The following is a 23,313-nucleotide window of genomic DNA, read 5'->3' as shown; positions in this document are numbered from 1 at the left end:
ATTATTTAAAAAAGTTTTTTAGGTGTTGTATAACTTCCTGTTCTATTTATTTCATCATAGATACGCATTTTCCAATAATAGGTTTTTGTTTTATCAAGTTTTAAACCTTCATATTTAATATTAGAATTGGCAGCACTTTCTACTTTTTCACTATTCCAAACATCGCCTATATTATTATTAATACTTTCAATTGATGAAGAAACTAATATTTGATATGCTGTTTGCTTTTGTGTTTTATTAGATGTTGCCCAATTAAACTCTAAATTATTTTTTAAGTTTACTGATAAATTAACTGGATTAAATTGATAAGGATCTTTATATTTTTTTGTTAACTCTTCTAATTTATTTTGTAGTTTAGTTACAACTTTTTGATATTTTGTATCATTAATAAGGTTATTAATTTCTCTTGGATCGTCTTTTAAATTATATAATTCTTGAATAGATTTATCGTTTACATATCTAAAATATTTCCAATCACTTGTTCTTACCCCTTCACTTGGTGCTATGTTTTTAAAATCCCATAAATGCTCTATTAAAATAGTGTCTCTTTTTAAATCTGCATTATTAGAATCTACAAAAGGTTTTAAACTTTTTCCGTGCCACGTTTTTGGAGCATCAACGCCTGCAAAGTCTAAAATAGTAGACGGAATATCTATATTTAATGCCATAGCATCAACATCCTTATGTTCTTTATTTCTAGGATCAAAAATAATTAAAGGTACTTTTATAGAGTTTTCATACATTAACCATTTACCAGAAATTTGTCTTTCTCCTAAGAAAAAACCATTATCTCCCATAAGAACAATAATTGTATTATCTGCAACTCCCTTTTTTTCTAATTCTTTTCTAATTTTACCAATTTCATTATCAATACCAGCAATCATTCTGTAATATCCTTTTACACTATGTTGGTATTTTTCTGGAGTATCATCTCTCCAATACCAGCGTAAACGATTAAAACCACTTTTAACTATTTCTGGTAATCGGTTATAATAAATATCTTCAGAAATATTAGCTGTAGGGACAGTGGTGTTTTCTAAAACATGATTATTTTCTTCTTGCCAAAAATACTGCTCTACGGTATTATCACTTGCATGAGGTGCACTAAAACTAAGTTGTAAACAAAAAGGTTTGTCTGTTGGTGCATTTTTAATAAACTCCATTCCTTTTTCTCCCGTATATCGAGTTAAGTGAACAGTATCTTTACCTAATTTTTTATAATAATAACTCGTAATATCTTTACGATCATAACGTAAATCGTAATTTTCATAAGTATTATAAAGAGAATCTAAGTTTTTATATTTTACACCAAACTTACCATATAAACCTGTATAATATCCTGCTTTTTTTAAAACCCTAGGATAGGCATTTTGCATATACTCTTCTTTCATATTACCTGTTGTAAAACTGTAATTATGAGTACGCTCTTGCAAGCCACTAAAAATACTAGCTCTACTTGCAGCACAAATAGGCGTGGTAGCAATGGTATTTTTAAAAAACACACCACTTTTTGCAAGTTTATCCATTTCTGGTGTGTATGCTAATTTATTACCAGCGTACCCTAAAGCATCCCAACGCTGATCATCCGTAAGAATAAAAACAATGTTTGGTTTTACTTCATTATTAGCTTTTTCTTTTTTTTGTTTACAACTAAAAAAGACAGATAAAGCTAATAATATAATTGTTGTTTTTTGTATTCTAAAGACTAGAAAATTTGAAGTATTTTTCATTTTAAAATATGTATAAAGAAATTAATTAAACAAAAAAAATCTAAAATATGTTTCTAGAGAAGTTTTTTTTGTTGATATATTTTTATTATTCGAAAGCAGCTATTCTAGCATACCGTGTTAAAATATGAGCAACTGAATTACCATTAGAAAAGATATAATTATATAACTTGCAAGATGTTACTTTGGCAAAACTAGGTAAATCTTCAAAGTAATTTAAGCCAATTACATAAATCCAATCTCTTCTTAAAGTCATAAAATTATTTATATGATCATTAGATAACGTCTTAACCCCATGATTAACATCTAAAGTTTGTAGAAGACCAGAACCTAGATCTTTATATTTCGGAACAATATAATACAATAAAATATTTTTTACTTTTACTGCATCTGTATCAGCAATTTGGGTAGAATTACTACCAAATTCCTTATTCAAAATACTTTTGCTAATAACATTGCATCCATTATCTTTTACTAAAAATAAGTACTTTTGCTCGTTATATTACTAAACTCTTTTTCTAAACCTGCATGTTTTATAGTTTCAATAAGATAGTTACATTCATTACCAGGGTTTGTCTGTATCCACTCCCAAGGAGTTGATGCTCCAAAAGTAAATAACTCACTAGTTCCTGGGGCAAAAGCAAATTCTTTTTGTACTTTTAAATCACACCCTATAAATAGTATAGAAACGAAAAGAAGTAGAAAAGTATACTTGCTTAATTTCATTATTTTTTTTATCTTTTTTATAATTTTATAGAGGTCAGTAGTTAGTTACATCTAATTTTTCGATGCTTACTTTATCGTTTTCAACCATTTTACATATTAAGTTATTAAATATTGTTACTTTACTGATACATGCTTATCCTTTTTAAAATAATTCTTAAATTCAGTCCTATTTTTTTATAGGAAATAAATTTTTATCTACCAAAACATGCCTTTTAAAATTTAAAGAATATTCAATAATTTATACTTAGAGAGATATATACGTTAAAAAGAGCCGTTTACAATTTCTAATAAATTAGAAAAAGCAAACGGTTTTACTAAAATAATATTTACTAATTCCCCTTTTTATAATCTTCTAAAAACTTTGCCAAACCACTATCTGTTAATGGGTGCTTTAATAAACCTGTAATTGATGACAATGGTCCTGTCATTACATCAGAACCTAATTTTGCACAATTAATAACATGCATAGTATTACGTACAGATGCTGCTAAAATTTGAGTTTTAAATCCGTAGTTATCATAAATTTGTCTAATTTCTTTAATCAAATGTAATCCATCCGTAGAAATATCATCTAATCTTCCTAAAAACGGAGAAACATAAGTGGCACCTGCTTTTGCGGCTAATAATGCTTGTCCTGCAGAAAAAACTAAAGTTACATTGGTTTTAATCCCTTTATCAGAAAAATATTTACATGCTTTTACTCCGTCTGCAATCATTGGTAATTTTACCACAATTTGTGGATGTAAGGCTGCCAACTCTGTTCCTTGTTCAATCATTCCATCATAATCTGTAGCAATAACTTCTGCAGAAACATCTCCTGCTACAATATCACAGATTTTTTTATAATGATTTAAAATATTTTCTGCTCCCGTAATCCCCTCTTTTGCCATCAAAGATGGATTGGTGGTTACTCCATCTAAAACTCCTAAAGCTTCTGCTTCTGCAATATCATTTAAATTTGCTGTATCTATAAAAAATTTCATACTTTTAATTTTATACTGTTTTTAAATATTCTAATACTTGTTGGCTTACTTTTTCTCCTGTAAATCCAAATTTATCATCTAAGATATTTGCCGGTGCAGAATACCCAAAATGATCCAATCCAAATACTTTACCTGCATCACCAACCAAACCTTCTAAGTTTACTGGTAAACCTGCAGTTAAGCCGAATAATGGTTTATTTTTAGGTATAACACTTTGTTGATATTCCTTAGATTGTAACCTAAACACTCCTTCAGAAATTACAGAAGCAATATTTACTTTCAATCCGTTTTCTGATTCTAAAATTGCTGCTGCAGCTACTAGTGTTGCTACTTCAGATCCGTTTGCAACTAATACTACATCAGGATTTTCTACTTCTTTTACCAAATAACCACCTTTTTCTGCTGCTAATGCTTCTTGATATCTTGATGATGCTCCTTTGGTTGGTAAATCTTTAATGCCTTGTCTTGATAAAATTAAACCTGTTGGTGTATTTTTATTTTCTAAAGCCATTTTCCAAGCAACACTTGTTTCTGCAGAATCTGCAGGACGTAAAGCCATGAAACTCGGATTTCCACTGTGGTTTTTTAATTTTTCTAACAAACGAATTTGTGCTTCCTGTTCTACGGGTTGATGTGTTGGCCCATCTTCTCCAACTCTAAAAGCATCATGCGTCCACACATATTTTACACCCAATTCTTGAATTCCGCTTAAACGAATAGCTGGTTTCATATAATCTGAAAACACAAAGAAAGTTGCCACAACAGGAATAATTCCTCCATGTAACGCAATTCCATTTGCGATACAAGACATCGTTAATTCTGCAACTCCAGCTTGTAAAAATGATCCACTAAAATCTCCTTTTTTAAGTGCGTGCGTTTTCTTTAAGAATCCGTCTGTTTTATCAGAATTTGATAAATCTGCAGAAGAAACAATCATGTTTTCTACATTTTCAGCCAAATACCCTAACACTCCAGAAGAAGCTGCTCTTGATGCTAAACCTGCTTTGTGGGTTATTCCTTCGAAATCTAATGCTGGTAATTCTCCTGATAAAAAGAAATCTAATTTTGTTGCTAATTCAGAATTAGCTTCTCTCCAAATAGAAATGTCAACTTTTTTATCTCTTGCTTCTACTATTTTTCTTTGTAATATATTTTGATAAAATTCACTTACATCACCATAAATATCAAATGGACTTTCTGGGTTTGCACCTAAATTTAATAAAGTTTTTGTATAATCTGCTCCTGAGGCTCCAATAGGTTGTCCGTGTAATTCGCATTCACCTTCAAAAGTTTTCCCTTCGGATGTTACACAACCTTTCCCCATAATTGTTTTACCAATAATTAAGGTTGGTTTTTCTGTTTCGGCATTCGCATCTTTTAATGCTTTCCTTATTTCATCATGGTTATGCCCATCAATAGTAACTACTTTCCAGCCCCAAGCTTTGTACTTCATGGCTGTATCTTCTGAAGTAACTTCATCTGTTGATGTCGATAATTGGATATCATTAGAATCGTAGAACATAATAAAATTGTTCAACCCTAAATGACCTGCAATTCTTCCTGCTCCTTGAGATATTTCTTCTTGCACTCCCATCAGAAATAAAACCATAATTTTATGATCCATCCAATTACCAAAACGAGCTTGTAAAAATTTTGCAGCAATTGCTGCACCAACTCCCATAGTATGCCCTGCCCTAAAGGTCCTGATGTATTTTCGATACCTCTTGCAACATCTACTTCTGGATGCCCTGGAGTAATTGAACCCCATTGTCTAAAATTAGCAACATCTTCTTTTTTGTAATTGCCTAAAAGATAGTATTGCGCATACATTAAGGTTGATAAATGCCCTGCATCCATAAAAAAACGATCTCTAAATGACCATGTCATATCTGAAGGATCGAAATTAAAAAATTCTGAATATAAGATGTGCATAAAATCTGCACCTCCCATAGGTCCTCCAGGATGCCCAGAGTTTGCTTTTTCTACCATTGCAACTGCTAAAGCTCTAATATTATCAGCCGCTTGTTGGTCTATTTTTGTATTCATTATTAGTTATTTATAAATAAACCCAATTGAATATGATGCAATCAATTGGGTTTAATAATTATTCTAAATTGATTTTTTTATTACTTTTTTTTCCAAAGACTTTCCATTTCTTCTAAAGTTTTACCCTTTGTTTCTGGAACATATTTCATAATAAATAACATTGCCAGAACACTCATAATTCCATATACCCAATACGCAAAACCATGATTAAATAGTCCTGTTAGGTATGAATTATCATTCATCATCGGGAATGTTAAAGACACTAAATAGTTAGAAATCCATTGAGCTGCAACTGCAATTGCCAAAGCTTTTCCTCTAATTTTATTTGGAAAAATCTCTGCTAATAAAACCCAAGTTACAGGTCCCCAACTCATTGCAAAACTTGCAACATACAACATCATACAAAACAATGCCAAATAACCTGTTGCTCCTACATAAAACACAAAACCTAAGCTTACCATGGCTACTGCCATACCTGCTGCTCCAATAATCATTAATGGTTTTCTACCATATTTATCTACTGTTTTTACAGCAACAATGGTAAATAAGAAGTTAACAATACCTACAATAATGGTCATTAACAAGGCACTATCTGTACCAGACGAGATGGTTTTGAAAATTTCTGGAGCGTAATATAACACTACATTAATCCCTACAAATTGTTGAAAAATAGAAAGTAAAACTCCAATAATAATGACTAACCAACCAAAAGACAACAAATTTCCGGATGTTTTTTCATCCATAGAGTCTTGTATTTCTGCCAAAATACTAACACCTTCTTTTTCTCCATTTACTTTTATTAACACATCTAAGGCTTCTTCAGATTTATTTCTCAACACCAAAGAACGTGGTGTATCTGGTACAAAGAATAAAAGTCCTAAAAACAAACCTGCAGGTATTACCTCTGAAGCAAACATCCATCTCCAACCAATTTCATTTAACCAAGCGTCTGAACCACCACCTCTAGAAATAAAGTAGTTTACAAAATAAACCACCATAAAACCACCAACAATAGCTAATTGATTAAAAGAAACCAACTTACCTCTACTATCTGCTGGTGCTATTTCTGCAATATATAATGGTGATAACATAGAAGCTAAACCAACTCCAATACCTCCAATAATTCTGTATACAATAAAAATTGATGAAAAAGTATGATCTAATTCGCCAATTGGTGCTAAGAACATTTCTGGCATTGATGAGCCTAAAGCTGAAATTAAAAATAAAACTGCGGCAAGAATTAATCCTTTTTTTCTACCTAATTTTTTACTTACTACTCCACTAAAGATTCCTCCAATGATACATCCAATCAAAGCACTGGATACTAAAAAGCCTTTAAAAGCACTTGCTGCTGTTTCTGACAATCCTTTAGGGATGACAAAAAAACTATCTAAAGAACCTACGGTTCCTGAAATTACACCTGTGTCATACCCAAATAATAAACCTCCTAAAGTTGCTACTAAAGTAAGTTTTAAAAGATATCCTGAATTTGTTGATTTTGCCATAAATATGTATTTAGTTAATTGCTATTGAAATGTTATAAAAAAGACCTTTTAGAATATTACTTCTAAAAGGCCTTATATTATTAAATATATTGATTGATAATATTCTCAAACAATTCTTGTTTACCACTTTGCAAACTTAATTCTCCATTTTCTTGAGCTATTTTATACAAGTCTGAAAGTTGTAATTTCCCTGCTTCAAAATCTTTTCCTTTTCCTGCATCAAAAGAACTATATCTTTGTGTTCTTAAAGAGTTATAAGCAGAAGAAGTCATAATTTTGTCTGCAGTTAATAATGCTCTTGCAAAGGTATCTGCTCCACCAATATGTGCATGAAAAACATCTTCCATATCTGTAGAGTTTCTTCTAATTTTTGCATCAAAATTAACTCCACCACCTTGTAAACCTCCTGCTTCTAAGAAAACTAACATTGCCTCTGTAGTTTCTTGTATGTTGTTTGGAAATTGATCTGTATCCCAACCGTTTTGGTAATCGCCTCTGTTTGCATCTATACTTCCTAACATGCCTGCTTTGGCTGCAACTGCTAATTCGTGTTGCATAGTATGTTGTGCTAAGGTTGCGTGGTTTACCTCAATGTTCATTTTAAAATCTTTGTCTAAACCGTATTCTTTTAAGAACCCAATAGCTGTAGCAGAATCAAAATCGTATTGATGTTTCATTGGCTCCATTGGTTTTGGTTCTATAAAGAAAGTTCCTTTAAAACCTTGTGCTCTTGCATAATCTCTTGCCATGGTTAAGAATTGTCCCATGTGGTCTAATTCGCGTCCCATGTCTGTGTTTAATAAAGACATGTAACCTTCTCTACCTCCCCAAAAAACATAATTCTCTCCACCTAATTTAATGGTTGCATCTAAAGCCAATTTAACTTGACCTCCTGCTCTGGCAACTACATTAAAATCTGGGTTTGTAGAAGCTCCGTTCATGTAACGTGGGTTAGAAAAACAGTTGGCTGTTCCCCATAATAATTTTACACCAGTCTCTGCTTGTTTTCCTTTGATGTAATCTGTAATGGTGTTTAATCTTGCTTCTGATTCTGCAAAGGTTGCGCCTTCTTGTACTAAATCGTAATCATGAAAACAGAAATAGTCAAATCCCATTTTGTTGATAAATTCAAAAGCAGCATCTGCTTTGTCTTTTGCGGCTTGAATAGGGTCTGATGATTGATCCCAAGCAAAATTTTGTGTTCCTGGTCCAAAAGGATCTCCTCCTTGTCCGCAGAATGTATGCCAATATGCAATAGCAAATTTAAAATGCTCACGCATTGTTTTTCCTGCTACTACCTGATCTGGATTGTAGTATTTAAAAGCCATTGGATTGTCTGACTCTTTACCTTCGAATTGAATTTTTTCGATTCCTTTAAAATATTCTTTATTTGCCATTTTTAAATATTATTTAATTGTTTATTCGTGTAATTGTAATTTGTTTTGCGTTAGGGATTGAAGCATCTGTTTGAGCTCTTTTTTACTTTTTTAAGTAAAAAAAGCGAGTGCGTAAAGCCCGACCTTTTTAGGGAACGCCCAAAACATTCTTTTTTTTATTTATTTTTTAAAACCAGTTCTAATTCCTTTTTCCAATTGTTATAAGCTTCTAAATACGGTTTTTGGTCTTTAAAAGGCATAAAAGTCATTACATGGTCATTGTCCATAATAGCTTTTCCGAAAGCTTCAAAATCTCCTTTGTGTAAATTTGCCGCTCGTGCTGCACCAATGGCACCTGTGGTATTGTAAATTTCTATTTCTTGTTGAATTAGCGTTGCTACAGTGTTTGCAAATATTTCTGAACGAAACAAATTATCGTTTCCTGCTCTAATAACACTTGGCTTTATGCCGTCTGATTTTAAAATCTCCATTCCGTAAACAAATGAGAATGCAATGCCTTCTAAGGCGGCTCTACACATGTGGCCTTTGTGGTGATTATTAAGGTTCATGTTTACAATACGAGTTCCAATTTCTTTGTTATTTAGCATGCGTTCTGCTCCGTTACCAAAAGGAATTAAGCATACGCCATCTGATCCTACAGGGATTTCTGATGCTAAATTATTCATCTCTTCGTAAGAATCTACAGCTAAGTTATTTAACAGCCAACGGTACTGAATTCCGGCTCCGTTGATGTTTAATAGTTTACCAATTCTTTTATTTTCTGTAGCATAATTTACGTGTGCAAAATTGTTAACTCGGGTACTTTCTTTACCAGATAAATTATCAGTTACGGCATAGACAACGCCAGATGTACCACCTGTTGCTGCAACTTCGCCTGGGTTAAATACGTTTAAAGATAACGCGTTATTGGGTTGGTCTCCTGCTCTATAAAGAATTGGTGTTCCGGTTGCAATTCCGCTTTCTGCTTCTCCTTTTTCATCTACGAAAGATTGAATTCCGAAAGTGTCTACAATATCTGGCACCAAATTTTTATCGATTCCATAGTATTCTAATAAAAACGCTGCAACAGTGTTTTCTTTAAAATCCCAAAAGATACCTTCTGATAGCCCTGATATGGTAGTGTTTATTTTGTTTGAGAATTTGTACGCCACATAATCTCCTGGCAACATAAATTTGTGAATCTGATTGTAAATATCAGGCTCATTTTCTTGTACCCATTTTAATTTAGATGCTGTAAAATTTGCTGGTGAGTTTAATAAATGTGATGCACATTTTTCTTCGCCAATTTCTGCAAAAGCTTTGTGACCAATTTCTACGGCTCTACTATCGCACCAAATAATACTTTTACGAAGTGGATTTCCTTTTTTATCTACCAAAACCAAACCGTGCATTTGATACGAAATACCAATACCTTTTATTTGAGTTCTGCTTACGTTGTATTGTTTTTTTAAACTTGTAATGGCATTACAAATATGCAACCACCAATCGCTTGGTTTTTGTTCTGCCCAACCGTTTTTATGAGCATACATGCTCATTTCTTCTTTAGGTTCTTGTACAACTCCTAAACTTTTTCCTGTTGCTATTTCTACTAATGCTGCTTTTATAGAAGAACTCCCTATATCTAATCCTAAGTAATACATAATTTATAATGATTCTCTTAATGTTAATTTAGTTGGAACGTAATATTGCATTGGCTTTTCTTGCATAACAAACTCTGCTGCTTTGGTACCTAATTCTTTAAAGTCGGTTGAAACTACTGAAATTCCTTTATAAATAAATTTTTTCATAGGCGTTTCATTATAAGATAGAAAGCCAACATTTACCCCAGGCTCTAAATCTTTAGCTCTACATTGTTCTAAAAAGACACCTAACATTCTATCACTTGTGCTTATATAGGCTACCTCTTCTTCTACTTTAAACATACTCGGTTCTGTTACCACTGTATAATTGAACTGAAATAATTCGCAATATTTTTTAAAATAAGTAATTGTTTCTATGGAGTGATAGGTATAGGTTGGATATAAAAAAACGATTTCTTTATATTTTCTAAATACATTTTCTGCACTTTTTAAGACTTCAAAAAAAGCTTTTCCAAAGTCTTGAAACACATAGTTATTATTACTATTAGAATGTACATTCCAATCTATTAGTAACAACTTTTCATCTTCTATATCTGATAGTACAGCAGGTACATCAACATGATCAAAAGTCATTACAACGTATTTATAATATTTACCTTTAGAACTATTTAAAATAGTTTTAAAATTATCTATATTATAATGATGAAATTGCACATCGGTAATTACATTATTGGGTAGGTTATTTACAAACGAATGGTATAAAACTTCTTTATAAGCTTTAAACGTATCTAATAACAACAATACCTTTTTAGTATCATTTGCAACATAATACCCTTTATTTGGTACTGAATCTACAACTCCATTGTCTTTTAAAATTGTATAAGCTTTAAATACAGTATCTCTAGATAAATTATATAATTTACAGGCAGCATTAACAGAAAGTAAAACCTCTCCTTTCTTTAAAAGATTTTTTGCTATAGCATCATTAATTGCATTTACTAATTGTTGATATTTAGGAATATCTCCTTGGTGTTTTATTATTAAAGAAATTTTATTACTACCCATTCTGTTCTGTTACGTTTGTAAATTTATAAATACATTTGTTCTAATCCATCCTGTTCTGTACTGCAAAGGTATAAAAAAAAACACTCCACAAACAACTACTTTACAGGTAGTTAACTTGTTTAAGAATTATTCTAAATAAAAAACCTCTTTTAATTCTTTTGATATTGGAGAATTATCTGATGCTACCTCCATGATATCTGCCATAAAATCCCACCATTTTTTAACAATAGGGTTTTCTGATAAATCTTGAGAACTTGCTCCTAACTCTACTTTCTGAAATGCAAAAAGCGAGTTGCTTTCTTCATCAAAAAATATAGAATATTCACTTATACCGGTTTGTTTTAATAAAAGTTTTAATTCTGGCCATATAGCATTATGTCTTTTATAATACTCCTCTTGCTTACCTTCTTTTAATTTCATTTTAAAGGCTAACCTTTCTTTCATTTTATTTTTTTTTATTGTATTAAAAACAAAAACTTAATCGTTTTATTAGTACTATTTTTTAAAGTATTATCTAAAAAATATTTTTTCTTTTTGTTGTTTTTAAACACTTGTTAAAACAACCATCACCTGGTTATTTATAATACATTATTTTAGTTAGAAGAATTAAATACCTTATTTGTTAGTTTTTTAATTGAATATAAAAAGTGAACAAATAAGGTATCTTTATTAAAGTTTTAGTTTTTTAATTTTAAAACTTCACTACCTGCTAATAAGTAGGCTCCTGTACCAAAATTTTGCCAACTATCTGTACTTGCTGGCTCTGGAGATGCACCAATATTTTGCACCCAACCAATTTTACCATCTTCTTTTTGACAAGCCATTAAAGCAGTCCATGCTTTTTTAACTGCTGGTAAGTATTTAGATTCTTTTAAAAGACCATTATTAATACCCCAAGCTAAAGCAAATGTGTAAAAACCGCTTCCGCTTACTTCTCCGTGATTATACGTTTCTGGACACAACAAACTCGTTCTCCATAATCCATCTTCTGGCTGAATAGCTAAAATTTTAGCAGCCATTTCCATATAAAGGTTCTCATAAAAAGCTCTATGTTTATAATCTTTTGGCATATCGTCTAATAACAATGCTAAACCTCCAAGTACCCATCCATTTCCTCTAGACCAAAATATTTTTTCTCCATTTGGTTCTTTTAAATCTTTTTTAGAACCAGTCCACACATAACGCATATCTCTTGCAAACAAATTCTCTTCTTTATTATACAAACGATTGTAAGTTTCCATATAATATTTATGCATTGCATCTAAATATTTTAAATCTTTAGTTTGTTTTGCATATAAATTAATTACCGGAGGTGCCATAAATAACGCATCACACCACCACCATAAAATGGTTTCTCCCTTAATATCTTTAGAATTTCCTTCTTTCCATTTATTTGATTCATATAAATGCTCATCTAAGAATTTTTTAGTTGGATCTAGATCTACAAAGTTTCTTCTTTTCTCTGTCATTTCCACATACAAATAACTGTATGAAATAGCAATATCATCTGCATGATAAATTCTCTTATAAGGTTTCCAATCATTATTATATCCTTGATTTTTTAAAGCGGCCATATACATCATATCCTTGGTTGCTTGATGCGCTCTAGCAACACCAACGTAATAAGCCCCATTTGTCCAATCGGAAGGTGCAATTGCCATTATTGGATGTGTTTCTTGCCATTCTAAAGCTTTTATCATAGAAGCCTTAATTTCTGTATTATTTAAAACTACTGTAGAAACAGTTTTTTGTGCTACCGAGCAGCTAATAAGTGTAAAAACTGCAAATAATGTTAAAAGTGATTTATTCATTTTTATTTTTTTAATTTAAATGTTGTTTCTAAATACTCTTTAGAAGATGTACCTACCATTAATGTATAATCTCCAGACTCTAAAGTTTTTTCCATTTTAATTCCAGTAAATGCTAACATTTCTGGAGTTACTTTAAACGTTACCACTTTACTTTCTCCTGGATTTAATTCAATTTTATCAAATGCTTTTAATTCTTTGTCTGGTCTTGTTACAGAACCTATTTGATCTTTTACATACATTTGTACTACCTCTTTTGCTTTTACTTTTCCAGTATTTTTAATGGTAACACTTACTTCTATTTCTGATGTTGGTGTAATTTCATTTTTAGATAATTTTAAATCAGAATAATCAAAAGAAGCATAACTTAAACCATAACCGAAAGGATATAAAGGTCCTTCTTTTAAAAATAAATATCCTTTTTTATAATTGATTTCCTTCATACTATAATGATATGGTAATTGACCAATTGATCTAGGAACGGTAACAGGTAACTTACCTGAAGGAGAAGCTTCTCCAAAAATAATTTTAGCTGTAGATTGGTCTCCAAATTCACTTAAATCCCAAGTATCTAAAATAGCATCTGCTTGTTCAGAAATTGTGTTTATAGATAAGGTTCTTCTGTGTTTTAAAACTACAATTACTGGTTTCCCTAAAGCTTTTACTCTTTTTACCAATTCATCTTGTGCTCCCACAGGCTCTATAGTTGCTCTATCTCCTATTGCATTCGTAAAAAAAGCTTCTTTAGAAGTAAATTCATCTCCACCTACAAATAAAACGGCAACGTCTGCTTGTTTAGCTAAAGCAACCATATCATCAATAACTGCAGAATCTGTATTTAATAATTTAGGATTTCCTCCTTTACCATCTGTAAGGTTGAATCCTTTTTTTGTTAAAAACTTAATTTTATTTCCAACCACAGACTCGAACATAGCCTGTGTGTTTTCTTTAACAAGTGGCCCTAACAAAGCTATTTTAGTAGCTTTTTTACTATCTAAAGGCAAAGTGTTCGTTTTATTTTTTAACAAAATAATAGACTCTAAATCTGCCTCTTTAGCTAATTCTAAAGAAGATTTAGCTCTCACTCCTTTTTTTACTTCTTTTATTTTGATGTAAGGTTGATCAAACAAACCTAAAATAAATTTAGTACGTAACACACGTCTTACAGATCTATCAATCAGTTTTTCTAATGCAGGGTTCTTTTTTACCATTTCTGGTAACAAAGCATACGCATCTTCTGCATACAAATCAATATCAACTCCTGCCTCTAACCCCATTTGAGTAGCTGCTTCTGGAGTTTCTGCTACTTTCATAAAATAATGTAAACGACCAATATCATTTGCATCTGAAACTACATACCCTTTAAAATTCCACTGATCTCTTAAAACACCAGTAAGTAACGCTGGGTTTCCGTGACTTGCTACTCCATTTAAATCTCCATGAGAAGCCATAATACCTAATGATTTAGCATCTTTTACTGCAGCCTCAAAAGGCGGATAAATTTCATCGATTAAAGTACGTTCCGAAATTTCTATTGCAGCAAAGTTTGTACCACCTAACACTTGCCCGTAACCTGCAAAATGTTTAGCTACAGCACCAATATGAGTTCCTTTACCTAAACCTTCATAATTACCTTGTACCCCTTTAATAGCATTGGTTACCATTTGAGTTGTTAGATAAGTATCTTCTCCAAAAGCCTCACTCATACGTCCAAAACGAGGATCACGAACCAAATCCGCCTCTGGCGAGTGGCACATGTGCATACCTCTTAATCTTGCTTCTTTACCAACAACATCCCAAACTCTATTTACCAAACTAGGGTTAAATGAAGCGGCAGACGTTAACGGTCTACCAAAGATAGTACAGCCTTCTGCATCTACACCATTATAAGATTCTGTAACAAAAAGAGCAGGAATACCCCATCTGTTATGCTCTATAATATATTTTTGAAGTTTATTGTTAAATTTTGCTGCATCTACAGCGTCTAAATGTTCTCCTGGGTTTTTTATACCCGCAATACCTAATTCTAATTTTTTTAGAACTTTTTTAGAAAGGTTTAAGTTTCCTTTATCATCAGCTTCAACACCAATATTAGCGTGAAAAATCCTCATTTGTGCTACCTTTTCATCTAATGATAACAAAGGTAATAAGGCTTCTACACGTTCTTCTACAGACAGTGATGCATCTTTATATTTACTTGTATCTATGGTAGATTGACCATAGGATTGAAAAAATACACTAATTGCAATTAAGGGTAAAACAAATCTTTTCTTCATTATTACTATTATTTATTAATTTTTATTATTTAAAAAAAAATGAAAAAGAATCCACTTTTAATTTTTTATGTTCTTTTTGCTCTATCAAAAAATATAAATTCTCTGTATCAGACAGTAATTTTAAATCAAATACTACGTCTTCAAAATCATTTTTATTTGGGTTCAGTTTTAGAACTCTTTTACTTACCAATTGTCCGTCTAATTTATCTTTACGAATTTCAATAGAAAAAAAACCTCCATCGGGTGCAGCAACTTTTAAAGTTAATTGAGACACTTGGTCTCCTCCTTTTACATTAGGAAAATTTAAATAACTTTTATTAGAAGTAGTTTCTACAACAAAACCGTTATTCATCTCTTTTTTTATAAATCCTTTAGACTTAAAATAGTCTTCAGCTTCTATTTTAGGTTGATTTGCATTGTAATTGGCAACACCAATTCCGTCTACTCTAATAGTTGCTATTTCTCCATTTTCTTTATAATGAATGTAACTTATAAATGTGTCTCTAAAATAACGATTTCCTGTTTGACTGATATCACAATAAGCAAAATAAGTTTGATTATGCCATTCAAAAAAAGAACCATGTCTTCCTTGTTGAAAACCCGTTGGCCATGTAGGTGCATCATATCCCTTTGCAAAACTTGCTTTATTTAAAATAGTTCCTTTACAATCAAAAGGGCCGTAAGGATTATCTGAAACTCCATAAAAAACACCCCAAGACAAATAATATTTCCCATTAACTTTATGCATAAAAGGTTTATCATCTGTTGGTTTTTTTAAATTTTTACCATCTAAATTATAAGGGCCTCTTGGGTTTATTATTTCAATTTTCTTAGGCTTTTCTGCCAAACTAATCATATCATCATTTAGTTTTGCTATGTAATAATCCCAGACACCAAAAACGATGTAATGAGAACCATTATCTTCTAAAATAGCCATGTCGTATTCATCTGTTGGTGTTAACTCTGATGACAATAAAGGTTTACCTAAAACATCTTTCCAAGGTCCTGTAGGCGAATTGCCAACAACAACACCTGTTTGTTGATTTTCTTCAGAAAAATACCAATAATATTTTCCGTTTTTATAAGCTACATCTGTTGCCCAACATCTAGAAAAGGGTTTGCCAATATATGTATCTTCTGGTTTTAAAACACTTTCTTTTTTCCAATTTACTAAATCTGGTGAAGACCAAATCCACCAATCTTCCATCACAAATTTCTTATTATCTATAGATTTGTCGTGAGAAGCATAAACGTACGCAGTATCATTAAAAATATGAACATGTGGATCGTTTAAACCTTTATTAGGTACAATTGGGTTTTGCGAGTAACTATTAAAAGCAATCATTAAAAAAACCAATAAGTTTGATATTTTTTTAGACATATTTATTATTATTTTATTCCACAAAAAACATCCATAATTTTAGTAACCGTTGCCGCTTGATTTACAGAACAAGGGTTTTCATTTTTTTCTAAAAAATACGCTACCGTTTTTTCTATCATGGGTTGTTGTACATGCTTGGTACCTTTAAACTGATATTTCTTTTCTTTTTTATCAGTAGAAAGAATTATCTCGTCTTTATAAAAAGAAAAAGAGATGCTCCCTTTTTCTCCTTTAATAGTGCATTTATCTTTATTTTCTAAGCCATCAAAATTCCAACATCCTTTAAAACTTACTCCATTTTTAAACTTAAGAGTTCCTTTTACAACATCATGAATATTTACATTTTGCTCAACTTCTACTCTATTAATAGTAGCTACATCACCAAAATAATGAACCATTAAATCTAGCTGATGCGGAGCGATATCATGAAAATATCCACCTCCAGAAATTGCTGGATTTGTTCGCCAGTTTTCATCCGTTTTGGCTATTAAAGATGCATCTTTTGTTTGAGAAATTATAATTTCGGCAGTAGAAACGGCTCCAATAATATTAGAATCTAGCAATTCTTTTACGGCAATAAATACAGGCAAACATCTGCGATAATGAGCTACTGTTAATTTATTATTTCCTTTTTTTGTAGCTTCTAAAAGTATCTTAGCTTCATCAGAATTTAATACCATTGGTTTTTCTAAATACACATTTTTACCTGCTTCTAAAGCTTTAAGCGCATATTCTAAATGTGTAGAAGGAGGTGTTGCAATATAAATTGCATTGATATTCTTGTTGTTAATTATATCTAAAGCATTTGTGGTCCAATTAGAAACGTGGTGTCTTTGTGCAAAATCTTTAACTTTTTCCTCATTTCTTCTCATTACAGCTAATAAATAAGAATTTTTAGCCTTTTGAAAAGCAGGTCCACTCTTTACCTCTGCAACGTCTCCGCAACCAATGATTCCCCAATGAACATTATTTTTCATCATTGTTATCTCTATTTATTTTTTCTATTTTTTACCTGTTTTTTATACTTTCTTGGCAGGTTTGTTATAGATTTAATCTGAACATTTTTATAAAAAACTTCTGCTGCTTCAGATTGAATTTGAATTTTCCCCTTTGTTAATGGAACAATTTTATCGTCTGAATTTTTATATCTAGAATTATACAAAGCCATTACAACTTTTCCGTTTACAACATGGTAACTAGTACCTTTATAACTTATTAATTCTAAAGTATTCCATTCTCCATGTGGTTTCTCATTATCAAAACCTTTATTACAATGGTTGGGCGGTACACGTTGTGTGCTAGAAAACGGGTTTAAGCCTCCATTTTTAACATACGTAAATTCTTTTTCTCCTTCTATTTTTTCTGATGGAATATCTATTAGGGTTCCGCTTAAAGCGTAATAATCTCCTAAATCTCCTTCTTGAACTTGAAACTCTTGAGACGACATCCAAACATTCCAAAAAGCATCATTTGGACCATAACAATGGTATAAAATGCCACTATCTCTTTTTCTTAATAAACGAGGTTCCCAAATTTGTTCTCCCCATTTAAATTCTAATTTTAAATGATAATTTTCATACTCTTGCTTAGAAGTTAAGGCGCCATAAATTTCTCCAGAAATATGTAAAATATTTTCTCCACTTTCTTTTTCAAATTTAAAAACATTTTTGGGATCATTATTTAACCCTAAGGGTGTTGCATTTTTACCATCACTTTTTGGATCTACATTCTTTAACCCTTTAACACTTGCATGCAGAGCTCCAATAAAAACATCCCAATTTTCTGATGGGTTTCCTTCAAAAAGATTTGTCCATTTTTTAGTAGATGGTTTTTTAATTTGTTCTAAATCTGCCGCCCAAAGTATAGCTCCCTTAATCATTTTCTGAAACCTAGCATCTGCGTAAGATGTAACGGTATGCCCTAAACCTGTATAAAAAATACGACCTCCATTAAAATGATGAAACCAAGTAATAGGATGATTTTTTGTATTCATCTGTTTTCCTGTATATGAAGTTTCATCTACAGTTGCTAAAACATTTACATGACTTGCTACTGGTTTTTTAAAATTATACCATTCATCCCTAAAAAGCTCTTCTTCTTTTAAATGATTTGTTGCTGGATGTAAACTAGAATTGTTAAAATGTACTTTTGCTTTTTGTACCTTAGGATGATCTTTAAAAACCGCTCCCACCATATCTCCATACCAAGTCCATTCTTTTTCGGAATCAGAAGCTGCATGAATACCAACAAAACCATTTCCATGGCCAATATATTTTTGAAACGCTTCTTTTTGATTTTTATCTAAGATGTTTCCTGTTGTATTTAAGAAAACAACAACATTATAGTTCTTTAAATTTTCTAATGTAAAATCATTTGCATCTTCAGAGAAATCTATTTTCCAGCTAGTTTCGTTCTTTAAATTAGTAAAAAACTGAATACCAGCAGGTATAGACTTATGTCTAAAACTTGCTGTCTTTGAGAATACCAAAATTGAAGGTTCCTTTTGTTTAGAATAAGTAATAAACACGTAGAACAAACAAAAAAATGTAATTACTATTTTCTTAAAAACCATTGAAAAATTATTATTATACAAGGTTAAGTTTTTAATTTTTTGAGTCTATCCTGTACTATTATGATTGTTTTTTTTAATTGATAAATTTTTATAGTAAATCTATTTTTTATAGGACACCAAAAATGAACGTTCTTTTTTATGAGAATATGATGTGTTTACAAATAAAATAAATAGAACTGCAATAATTTCTTTCTTTAAATTCATTTACAACGATGTTTCTTACAACAAGTGTAAATTTTTAAATTCTTCTTAATATTCTATGTCTATTGCATCTTTTTGTTCCTATCACTAATTTTTTGACCAAATTTTCTTTTGACTCCAATCTTTTGAAACATCAGACCAAAAAATATTTTCTGATGGCAAACCTAAAACCAAAAATATTTCTGTACATAAGTATAAACTTCCTGTAGAAATATAACGTTCTGCCATTTCTGGTTGATGTCCGTAAAAACCAATTGTTAACCAACCATTTTCATCAAACATATCTTTTGCTTCTAAGTGTTTTTTTATAACTGCTTTTAAAGCTGAACGAACTTGACTTGGTTGAATTTTAAAAGGCAACTCTTTAAACAATGCTATTTGAGATAAGGCTTGAAAAGCACCAAACCTATATGTTAATGAACGTCCTATTGGAGGATATGTTCCTTCTGGAGAAATCAATTTCTCTTGAATAAGAGCATAACTTTTTGCTCTATTTAGAACTTCATCATATTCTAAATTTTCATTTTTATATCGCCAACTTTTCAACGTTTCTTTTTTAGGTAACAAAACATTCCATATATCTAACAACATAGGATTAATGACAAAACTATTGTAATAATCCCAATGATAATTTGGACCATCTCCATAAGTTCCATCGCCTAAATACCATTCTTTGTGTTTGTTTAAAGCATATTGAATACGAACCATATCTGCTTCTCCTTCAAATTTTAAAATAGCAGCTTCTATCATCGCAGTAAATAAGAGCCAATTGTTATATCCTGGAGATAATTTCCTTGTTTTCTTTAACGCGGTTAATATGTTCTTTTTTGTTTCTAAATCAGACCTTTCCCATAATTGCGTAGGAGCTCTCAACAATCCTTGTGCTAAAAAAGCTGCATCAACCAAAGGTTGACTTCCTTCACTAAAATTCAGATAATCCGCAGATTTTGGGTCAGTAGCATTCTTTAAACAAAGCAATGTTAGTTGAATGTACTTTTCTCTTAACTTCCCCTCTTTTGATTTATCTACACCTAATTCTAACCAAGGAGCAATACCGGATAATGTTCTTCCAAATGCTTCTAAATATGTAAATTTCGACCTATCATTTACAGCCTTTGAAGACATTTCTACAGGCATTGTTTTTTTGAGTTCATTTTTACTTAACGCATCTAAAACTGGATATGCAATTTTTAACATTGCATCTACATAAAATTGACGATCCTCTTTGTTTGATTGAGCAGATCCTTTATTTGTATTCAACAAAAACAAGTAAAAAAGAACGCTATTAAAAATTTGTAATTCAAAATTATCTTGTATTAATTAATATTTTAGATACCTAAAACTATTTTAATTTAAATAATGGTGGATATTTTAATTTATCTAAATAATCTAAATATAGATGTGCTTTAACACTTTTATCAATTAATTGTTCATTAAAAATAGTACTTGCAATACTAAATAACGGAATCATTTCGTTCTCAATCGCTTTCTGTGGACCACCTTCAGTTATTTGTCTATAAGTCCATTTTTCTTTTCCTTCTGCAAATGGTCTTAGAAAATCATATGCTTTTTTTATACTCTTTCCATCAGGAGTTGAATAACTCCATAAATCTACATTAAGAGGCATTCCCATTTCAGCAATCAACGTCATAAATCGTAAATTCATAGAACTATAGTGTACAGATTTTGTACGTCCTAATTCATAAGGTTGTTTTCCATCAACTTGAAGTTGAACATCAATTCTTTTAGCTTTTGCAGCTTCTAATCTACTTATTGCTTCAGCATTTAATCCTAAATAACGAGCAAGACCAACTAAAATAAAATCGTAATTTGTAGAATGATTTTGTTTTCCATTATCATTCTCTATTCCCATTCTATTTGTTTTTGCCCAAGTATAATAATCCAAAAACCATTTATTTAACACCTGCATCTCATCAAGATTTAAAACTTTGTGAGCTTCTAGCAATTGTACGGAATTAACAACTACAGCTATTTTGTGCCAAGAAATCATTCCGGCACGTCTACCCTCTACTTCACCAGGAATTCCTTGGCCGTAATTTAGATTCGGATTCACTTTTGTTGCTTCATCAATAAACCAAGTTTTTAAGATGCTTTTGGCTTTGTTAGCATATTTAATATCATCTGAAAAATAGTACGCCATAGATAAATTATCTAATGAACTAAACATTTCTCTTAAACGGATATGATCTGTATCTTTTCCTCTAGCCATTGGGTTAATTTCTCCATCTTTTACAATCCAAGGAAAACCATCTTTTGTATTAGGGTTAGGCCATCTATAAGGAGCAATTGTCATAAAATCGTGCTTATCTCCACTTGGTGGAGTTTGTGTTTTATTGGTAACAGGATCCGGAATTTTATCTAATTCTAAATCTGCATTTACAATAAGTTCTTGATATGCTTTTGTAAAAAAAGTATCCTTTTCTTTCAGTAAAATTTTTACTTTTTCTAGGCGTTCATCACTCAAATAAACAAAATTACTTTTGATAGCGTTTTCTTCTTTATGTTGTTCAGATTTCTTACTTACTTTCTTGCACGATTGAAGAGCTAAAACACTTATAAAAAGGAATAAAAAGGTTGCTATATATGATTTCATAATAATTATTTTTTTTAACTATAAATTGATAAACTAATGTGTTTTCATCTTTATTAAAATAGTTTCTTTCGGTTTTTTATTTAAAATAATTCCATTTATAGAGACATTATCAAACACAATATTTTTACCGTTTTTTAAACTATAAGAAGTTGTAGTTTTATCAATTGTAATATTTTTTAAAGTGATGTTTTCAATTGGTAATTCTTTAAATCCATTTAAATACAAACCAATTTGATTGGATTCTTTACATTCTATATTTTCAATATTAAATTTTTGAATTTCGTTGGATGAAATGCAGAACGCTCACCTTTATAATTAGGTTCAAATCTAATGAAACTAGAAGTTACTTTATCTGTTTTTATATTTCTAACAAAAATATTTTCGATATATCCTCCTCTATCTAAGTTCGATTTAAAATAAATAGCATTTGATGATTTTGGAATTTTAATATTTTCAATAAATACATTTCTAACTCCTCCAGAAATTTCGCTACCAATACAAACTCCGTTTATTTTAGAACTGAATAAACAGTTTCTAATGACAATATTTTCTGATGGTTGCCCAACTCGCCAAGCATCATTATCTCTACCCGATTTTATTGCAATTGCATCATCACCTGTTTCAAAATTACAATCTTCAATTAATACATTTGTACAAGATTTAGGATCAGCTCCATCATTATTTGGGTTGTTACTCTTTACTTTTACACCTCTAATGATTACATTATTACAAAAAATAGGATGAATTACCCAGAATGGAGAATCTAAAATTGTAATGTCTTCTAAACGAACATTCTTACAACCAAAAGGTTCAAAAAAACCTGGACGTAGTTTATGTTCTTTTCCAAAAACTCGCTTATAAACAGGAACGTTTTTCTTTCCCATTTCACGAAGTATTTTTTTATCTTGACTTTGTGTTTTCTTCCATTTAGCGAAGTGTTTTGAACCATTTCCATTTATAGTTCCTTTTCCTGTAATGGCAATATTAATAACCTGATAAGCATAAATTAATGGTGAAAAATTATAAACTTCTGTTCCTTCCCATCTTGTTAAAACTGCTGGTAAATAATCATTTTCATTTGTGCTGAAATTCAGAATAGCTCCTTCTTCTAATTTTATATGAACATTGCTTTTTAACACTAATGGTCCATTCATATAATAATTTCCGGCAGCAACAATTATTGTTCCTCCACCATTATCACTACAAGTTGTAATTGCGTTTTCAAAAGCTTTTTTACAAGGTGATATTCCATCTGCTTTTACGCCAAAATCAGAAATTAAATATTCTTTATCTCTGAATGAATTTACAGCATTTAAAGAGTTAACAATTTCATCAGCTTTATCCCAACAATTTTGAGAATTTATAGCAAAAGAAAACATGAGATAAAATATAGCAAAAAGACTATTAATTTGATATCTCATGTTTTACATTT

Annotated in this window: 19 protein-coding genes and 1 pseudogene; all 20 read right to left on the bottom strand. The window is 30.9% G+C overall.

Going from position 1 to position 23,313, the window contains the following annotated elements; all coding sequences use genetic code 11:
- Positions 1–5: 5 nt before the first annotated feature.
- Positions 6–1,730, bottom strand: a complete 1,725-nt coding sequence (locus tag GQR92_RS00725) for a sulfatase family protein (RefSeq protein WP_158837323.1) — start codon at positions 1,728–1,730, stop codon at positions 6–8.
- Between the two features lie 85 nt (positions 1,731–1,815).
- Positions 1,816–2,163 (bottom strand): hypothetical protein, encoded by a 348-nt coding sequence (locus GQR92_RS00720; RefSeq protein ID WP_158837322.1) that lies wholly within the window; start codon positions 2,161–2,163, stop codon positions 1,816–1,818.
- A gap of 38 nt (positions 2,164–2,201) precedes the next feature.
- Positions 2,202–2,453 carry a hypothetical protein gene (locus tag GQR92_RS00715; protein WP_158837321.1) on the bottom strand — a complete coding sequence of 84 codons (252 nt, stop codon included), beginning with the start codon at positions 2,451–2,453 and terminating at the stop codon, positions 2,202–2,204.
- Between the two features lie 329 nt (positions 2,454–2,782).
- Complete coding sequence (fsa, locus tag GQR92_RS00710) at positions 2,783–3,436, bottom strand: fructose-6-phosphate aldolase (protein ID WP_105048301.1); 654 nt, start codon at positions 3,434–3,436, stop codon at positions 2,783–2,785.
- 10 nt (positions 3,437–3,446) lie between these two features.
- Entirely contained in the window at positions 3,447–3,947 is a 501-nt protein-coding gene (locus tag GQR92_RS18220; protein ID WP_441339148.1) for a transketolase-like TK C-terminal-containing protein, read from the bottom strand.
- Between the two features lie 9 nt (positions 3,948–3,956).
- Positions 3,957–5,425: pseudogene (locus GQR92_RS18215) on the bottom strand (transketolase); the annotation flags it as partial.
- Between the two features lie 137 nt (positions 5,426–5,562).
- Positions 5,563–6,987: a D-xylose transporter XylE gene (gene xylE / locus GQR92_RS00700; RefSeq protein WP_158837320.1), complete on the bottom strand. Its 1,425-nt coding sequence runs from the start codon at positions 6,985–6,987 to the stop codon at positions 5,563–5,565.
- An 80-nt stretch (positions 6,988–7,067) separates the two neighbouring features.
- On the bottom strand, positions 7,068–8,384 hold the full coding sequence (gene xylA, locus GQR92_RS00695) for a xylose isomerase (protein WP_158837319.1): 1,317 nt from the start codon (positions 8,382–8,384) through the stop codon (positions 7,068–7,070).
- A gap of 155 nt (positions 8,385–8,539) precedes the next feature.
- Complete coding sequence (locus tag GQR92_RS00690; RefSeq protein WP_158837318.1) at positions 8,540–10,024, bottom strand: xylulokinase; 1,485 nt, start codon at positions 10,022–10,024, stop codon at positions 8,540–8,542.
- A 3-nt stretch (positions 10,025–10,027) separates the two neighbouring features.
- Positions 10,028–11,029 carry a GntR family transcriptional regulator gene (locus tag GQR92_RS00685; protein ID WP_158837317.1) on the bottom strand — a complete coding sequence of 334 codons (1,002 nt, stop codon included), beginning with the start codon at positions 11,027–11,029 and terminating at the stop codon, positions 10,028–10,030.
- A gap of 126 nt (positions 11,030–11,155) precedes the next feature.
- The gene (rhaM, locus tag GQR92_RS00680; RefSeq protein WP_158837316.1) at positions 11,156–11,473 is read right to left on the bottom strand and encodes an L-rhamnose mutarotase; all 318 of its coding nucleotides are present in this window, start codon (positions 11,471–11,473) and stop codon (positions 11,156–11,158) included.
- Positions 11,474–11,706: 233 nt separating this feature from the next.
- The gene (locus tag GQR92_RS00675) at positions 11,707–12,840 is read right to left on the bottom strand and encodes a glycoside hydrolase family 88/105 protein (protein ID WP_158837315.1); all 1,134 of its coding nucleotides are present in this window, start codon (positions 12,838–12,840) and stop codon (positions 11,707–11,709) included.
- Between the two features lie 2 nt (positions 12,841–12,842).
- Complete coding sequence (locus GQR92_RS00670) at positions 12,843–15,113, bottom strand: glycoside hydrolase family 3 N-terminal domain-containing protein (RefSeq protein ID WP_158837314.1); 2,271 nt, start codon at positions 15,111–15,113, stop codon at positions 12,843–12,845.
- Between the two features lie 25 nt (positions 15,114–15,138).
- On the bottom strand, positions 15,139–16,494 hold the full coding sequence (locus GQR92_RS00665; protein WP_158837313.1) for a family 43 glycosylhydrolase: 1,356 nt from the start codon (positions 16,492–16,494) through the stop codon (positions 15,139–15,141).
- Positions 16,495–16,502: 8 nt separating this feature from the next.
- Complete coding sequence (locus GQR92_RS00660) at positions 16,503–17,474, bottom strand: Gfo/Idh/MocA family protein (RefSeq protein WP_199269164.1); 972 nt, start codon at positions 17,472–17,474, stop codon at positions 16,503–16,505.
- An 8-nt stretch (positions 17,475–17,482) separates the two neighbouring features.
- Entirely contained in the window at positions 17,483–18,982 is a 1,500-nt protein-coding gene (locus GQR92_RS00655; RefSeq protein WP_158837312.1) for a ThuA domain-containing protein, read from the bottom strand.
- 372 nt (positions 18,983–19,354) lie between these two features.
- Positions 19,355–20,527 (bottom strand): DUF2264 domain-containing protein, encoded by a 1,173-nt coding sequence (locus GQR92_RS00650; RefSeq protein ID WP_233269922.1) that lies wholly within the window; start codon positions 20,525–20,527, stop codon positions 19,355–19,357.
- 82 nt (positions 20,528–20,609) lie between these two features.
- Positions 20,610–21,881 carry an alginate lyase family protein gene (locus tag GQR92_RS00645; protein WP_158837311.1) on the bottom strand — a complete coding sequence of 424 codons (1,272 nt, stop codon included), beginning with the start codon at positions 21,879–21,881 and terminating at the stop codon, positions 20,610–20,612.
- 33 nt (positions 21,882–21,914) lie between these two features.
- Complete coding sequence (locus tag GQR92_RS17755) at positions 21,915–22,106, bottom strand: hypothetical protein (protein WP_199269163.1); 192 nt, start codon at positions 22,104–22,106, stop codon at positions 21,915–21,917.
- 26 nt (positions 22,107–22,132) lie between these two features.
- Complete coding sequence (locus GQR92_RS00640) at positions 22,133–23,302, bottom strand: glycoside hydrolase family 28 protein (RefSeq protein ID WP_199269162.1); 1,170 nt, start codon at positions 23,300–23,302, stop codon at positions 22,133–22,135.
- Positions 23,303–23,313 lie beyond the last annotated feature (11 nt).

Source organism: Polaribacter sp. L3A8, from assembly GCF_009796785.1.
Lineage (GTDB): Bacteria > Bacteroidota > Bacteroidia > Flavobacteriales > Flavobacteriaceae > Polaribacter.
This window is presented reverse-complemented; position numbering and strand designations above follow the sequence as displayed.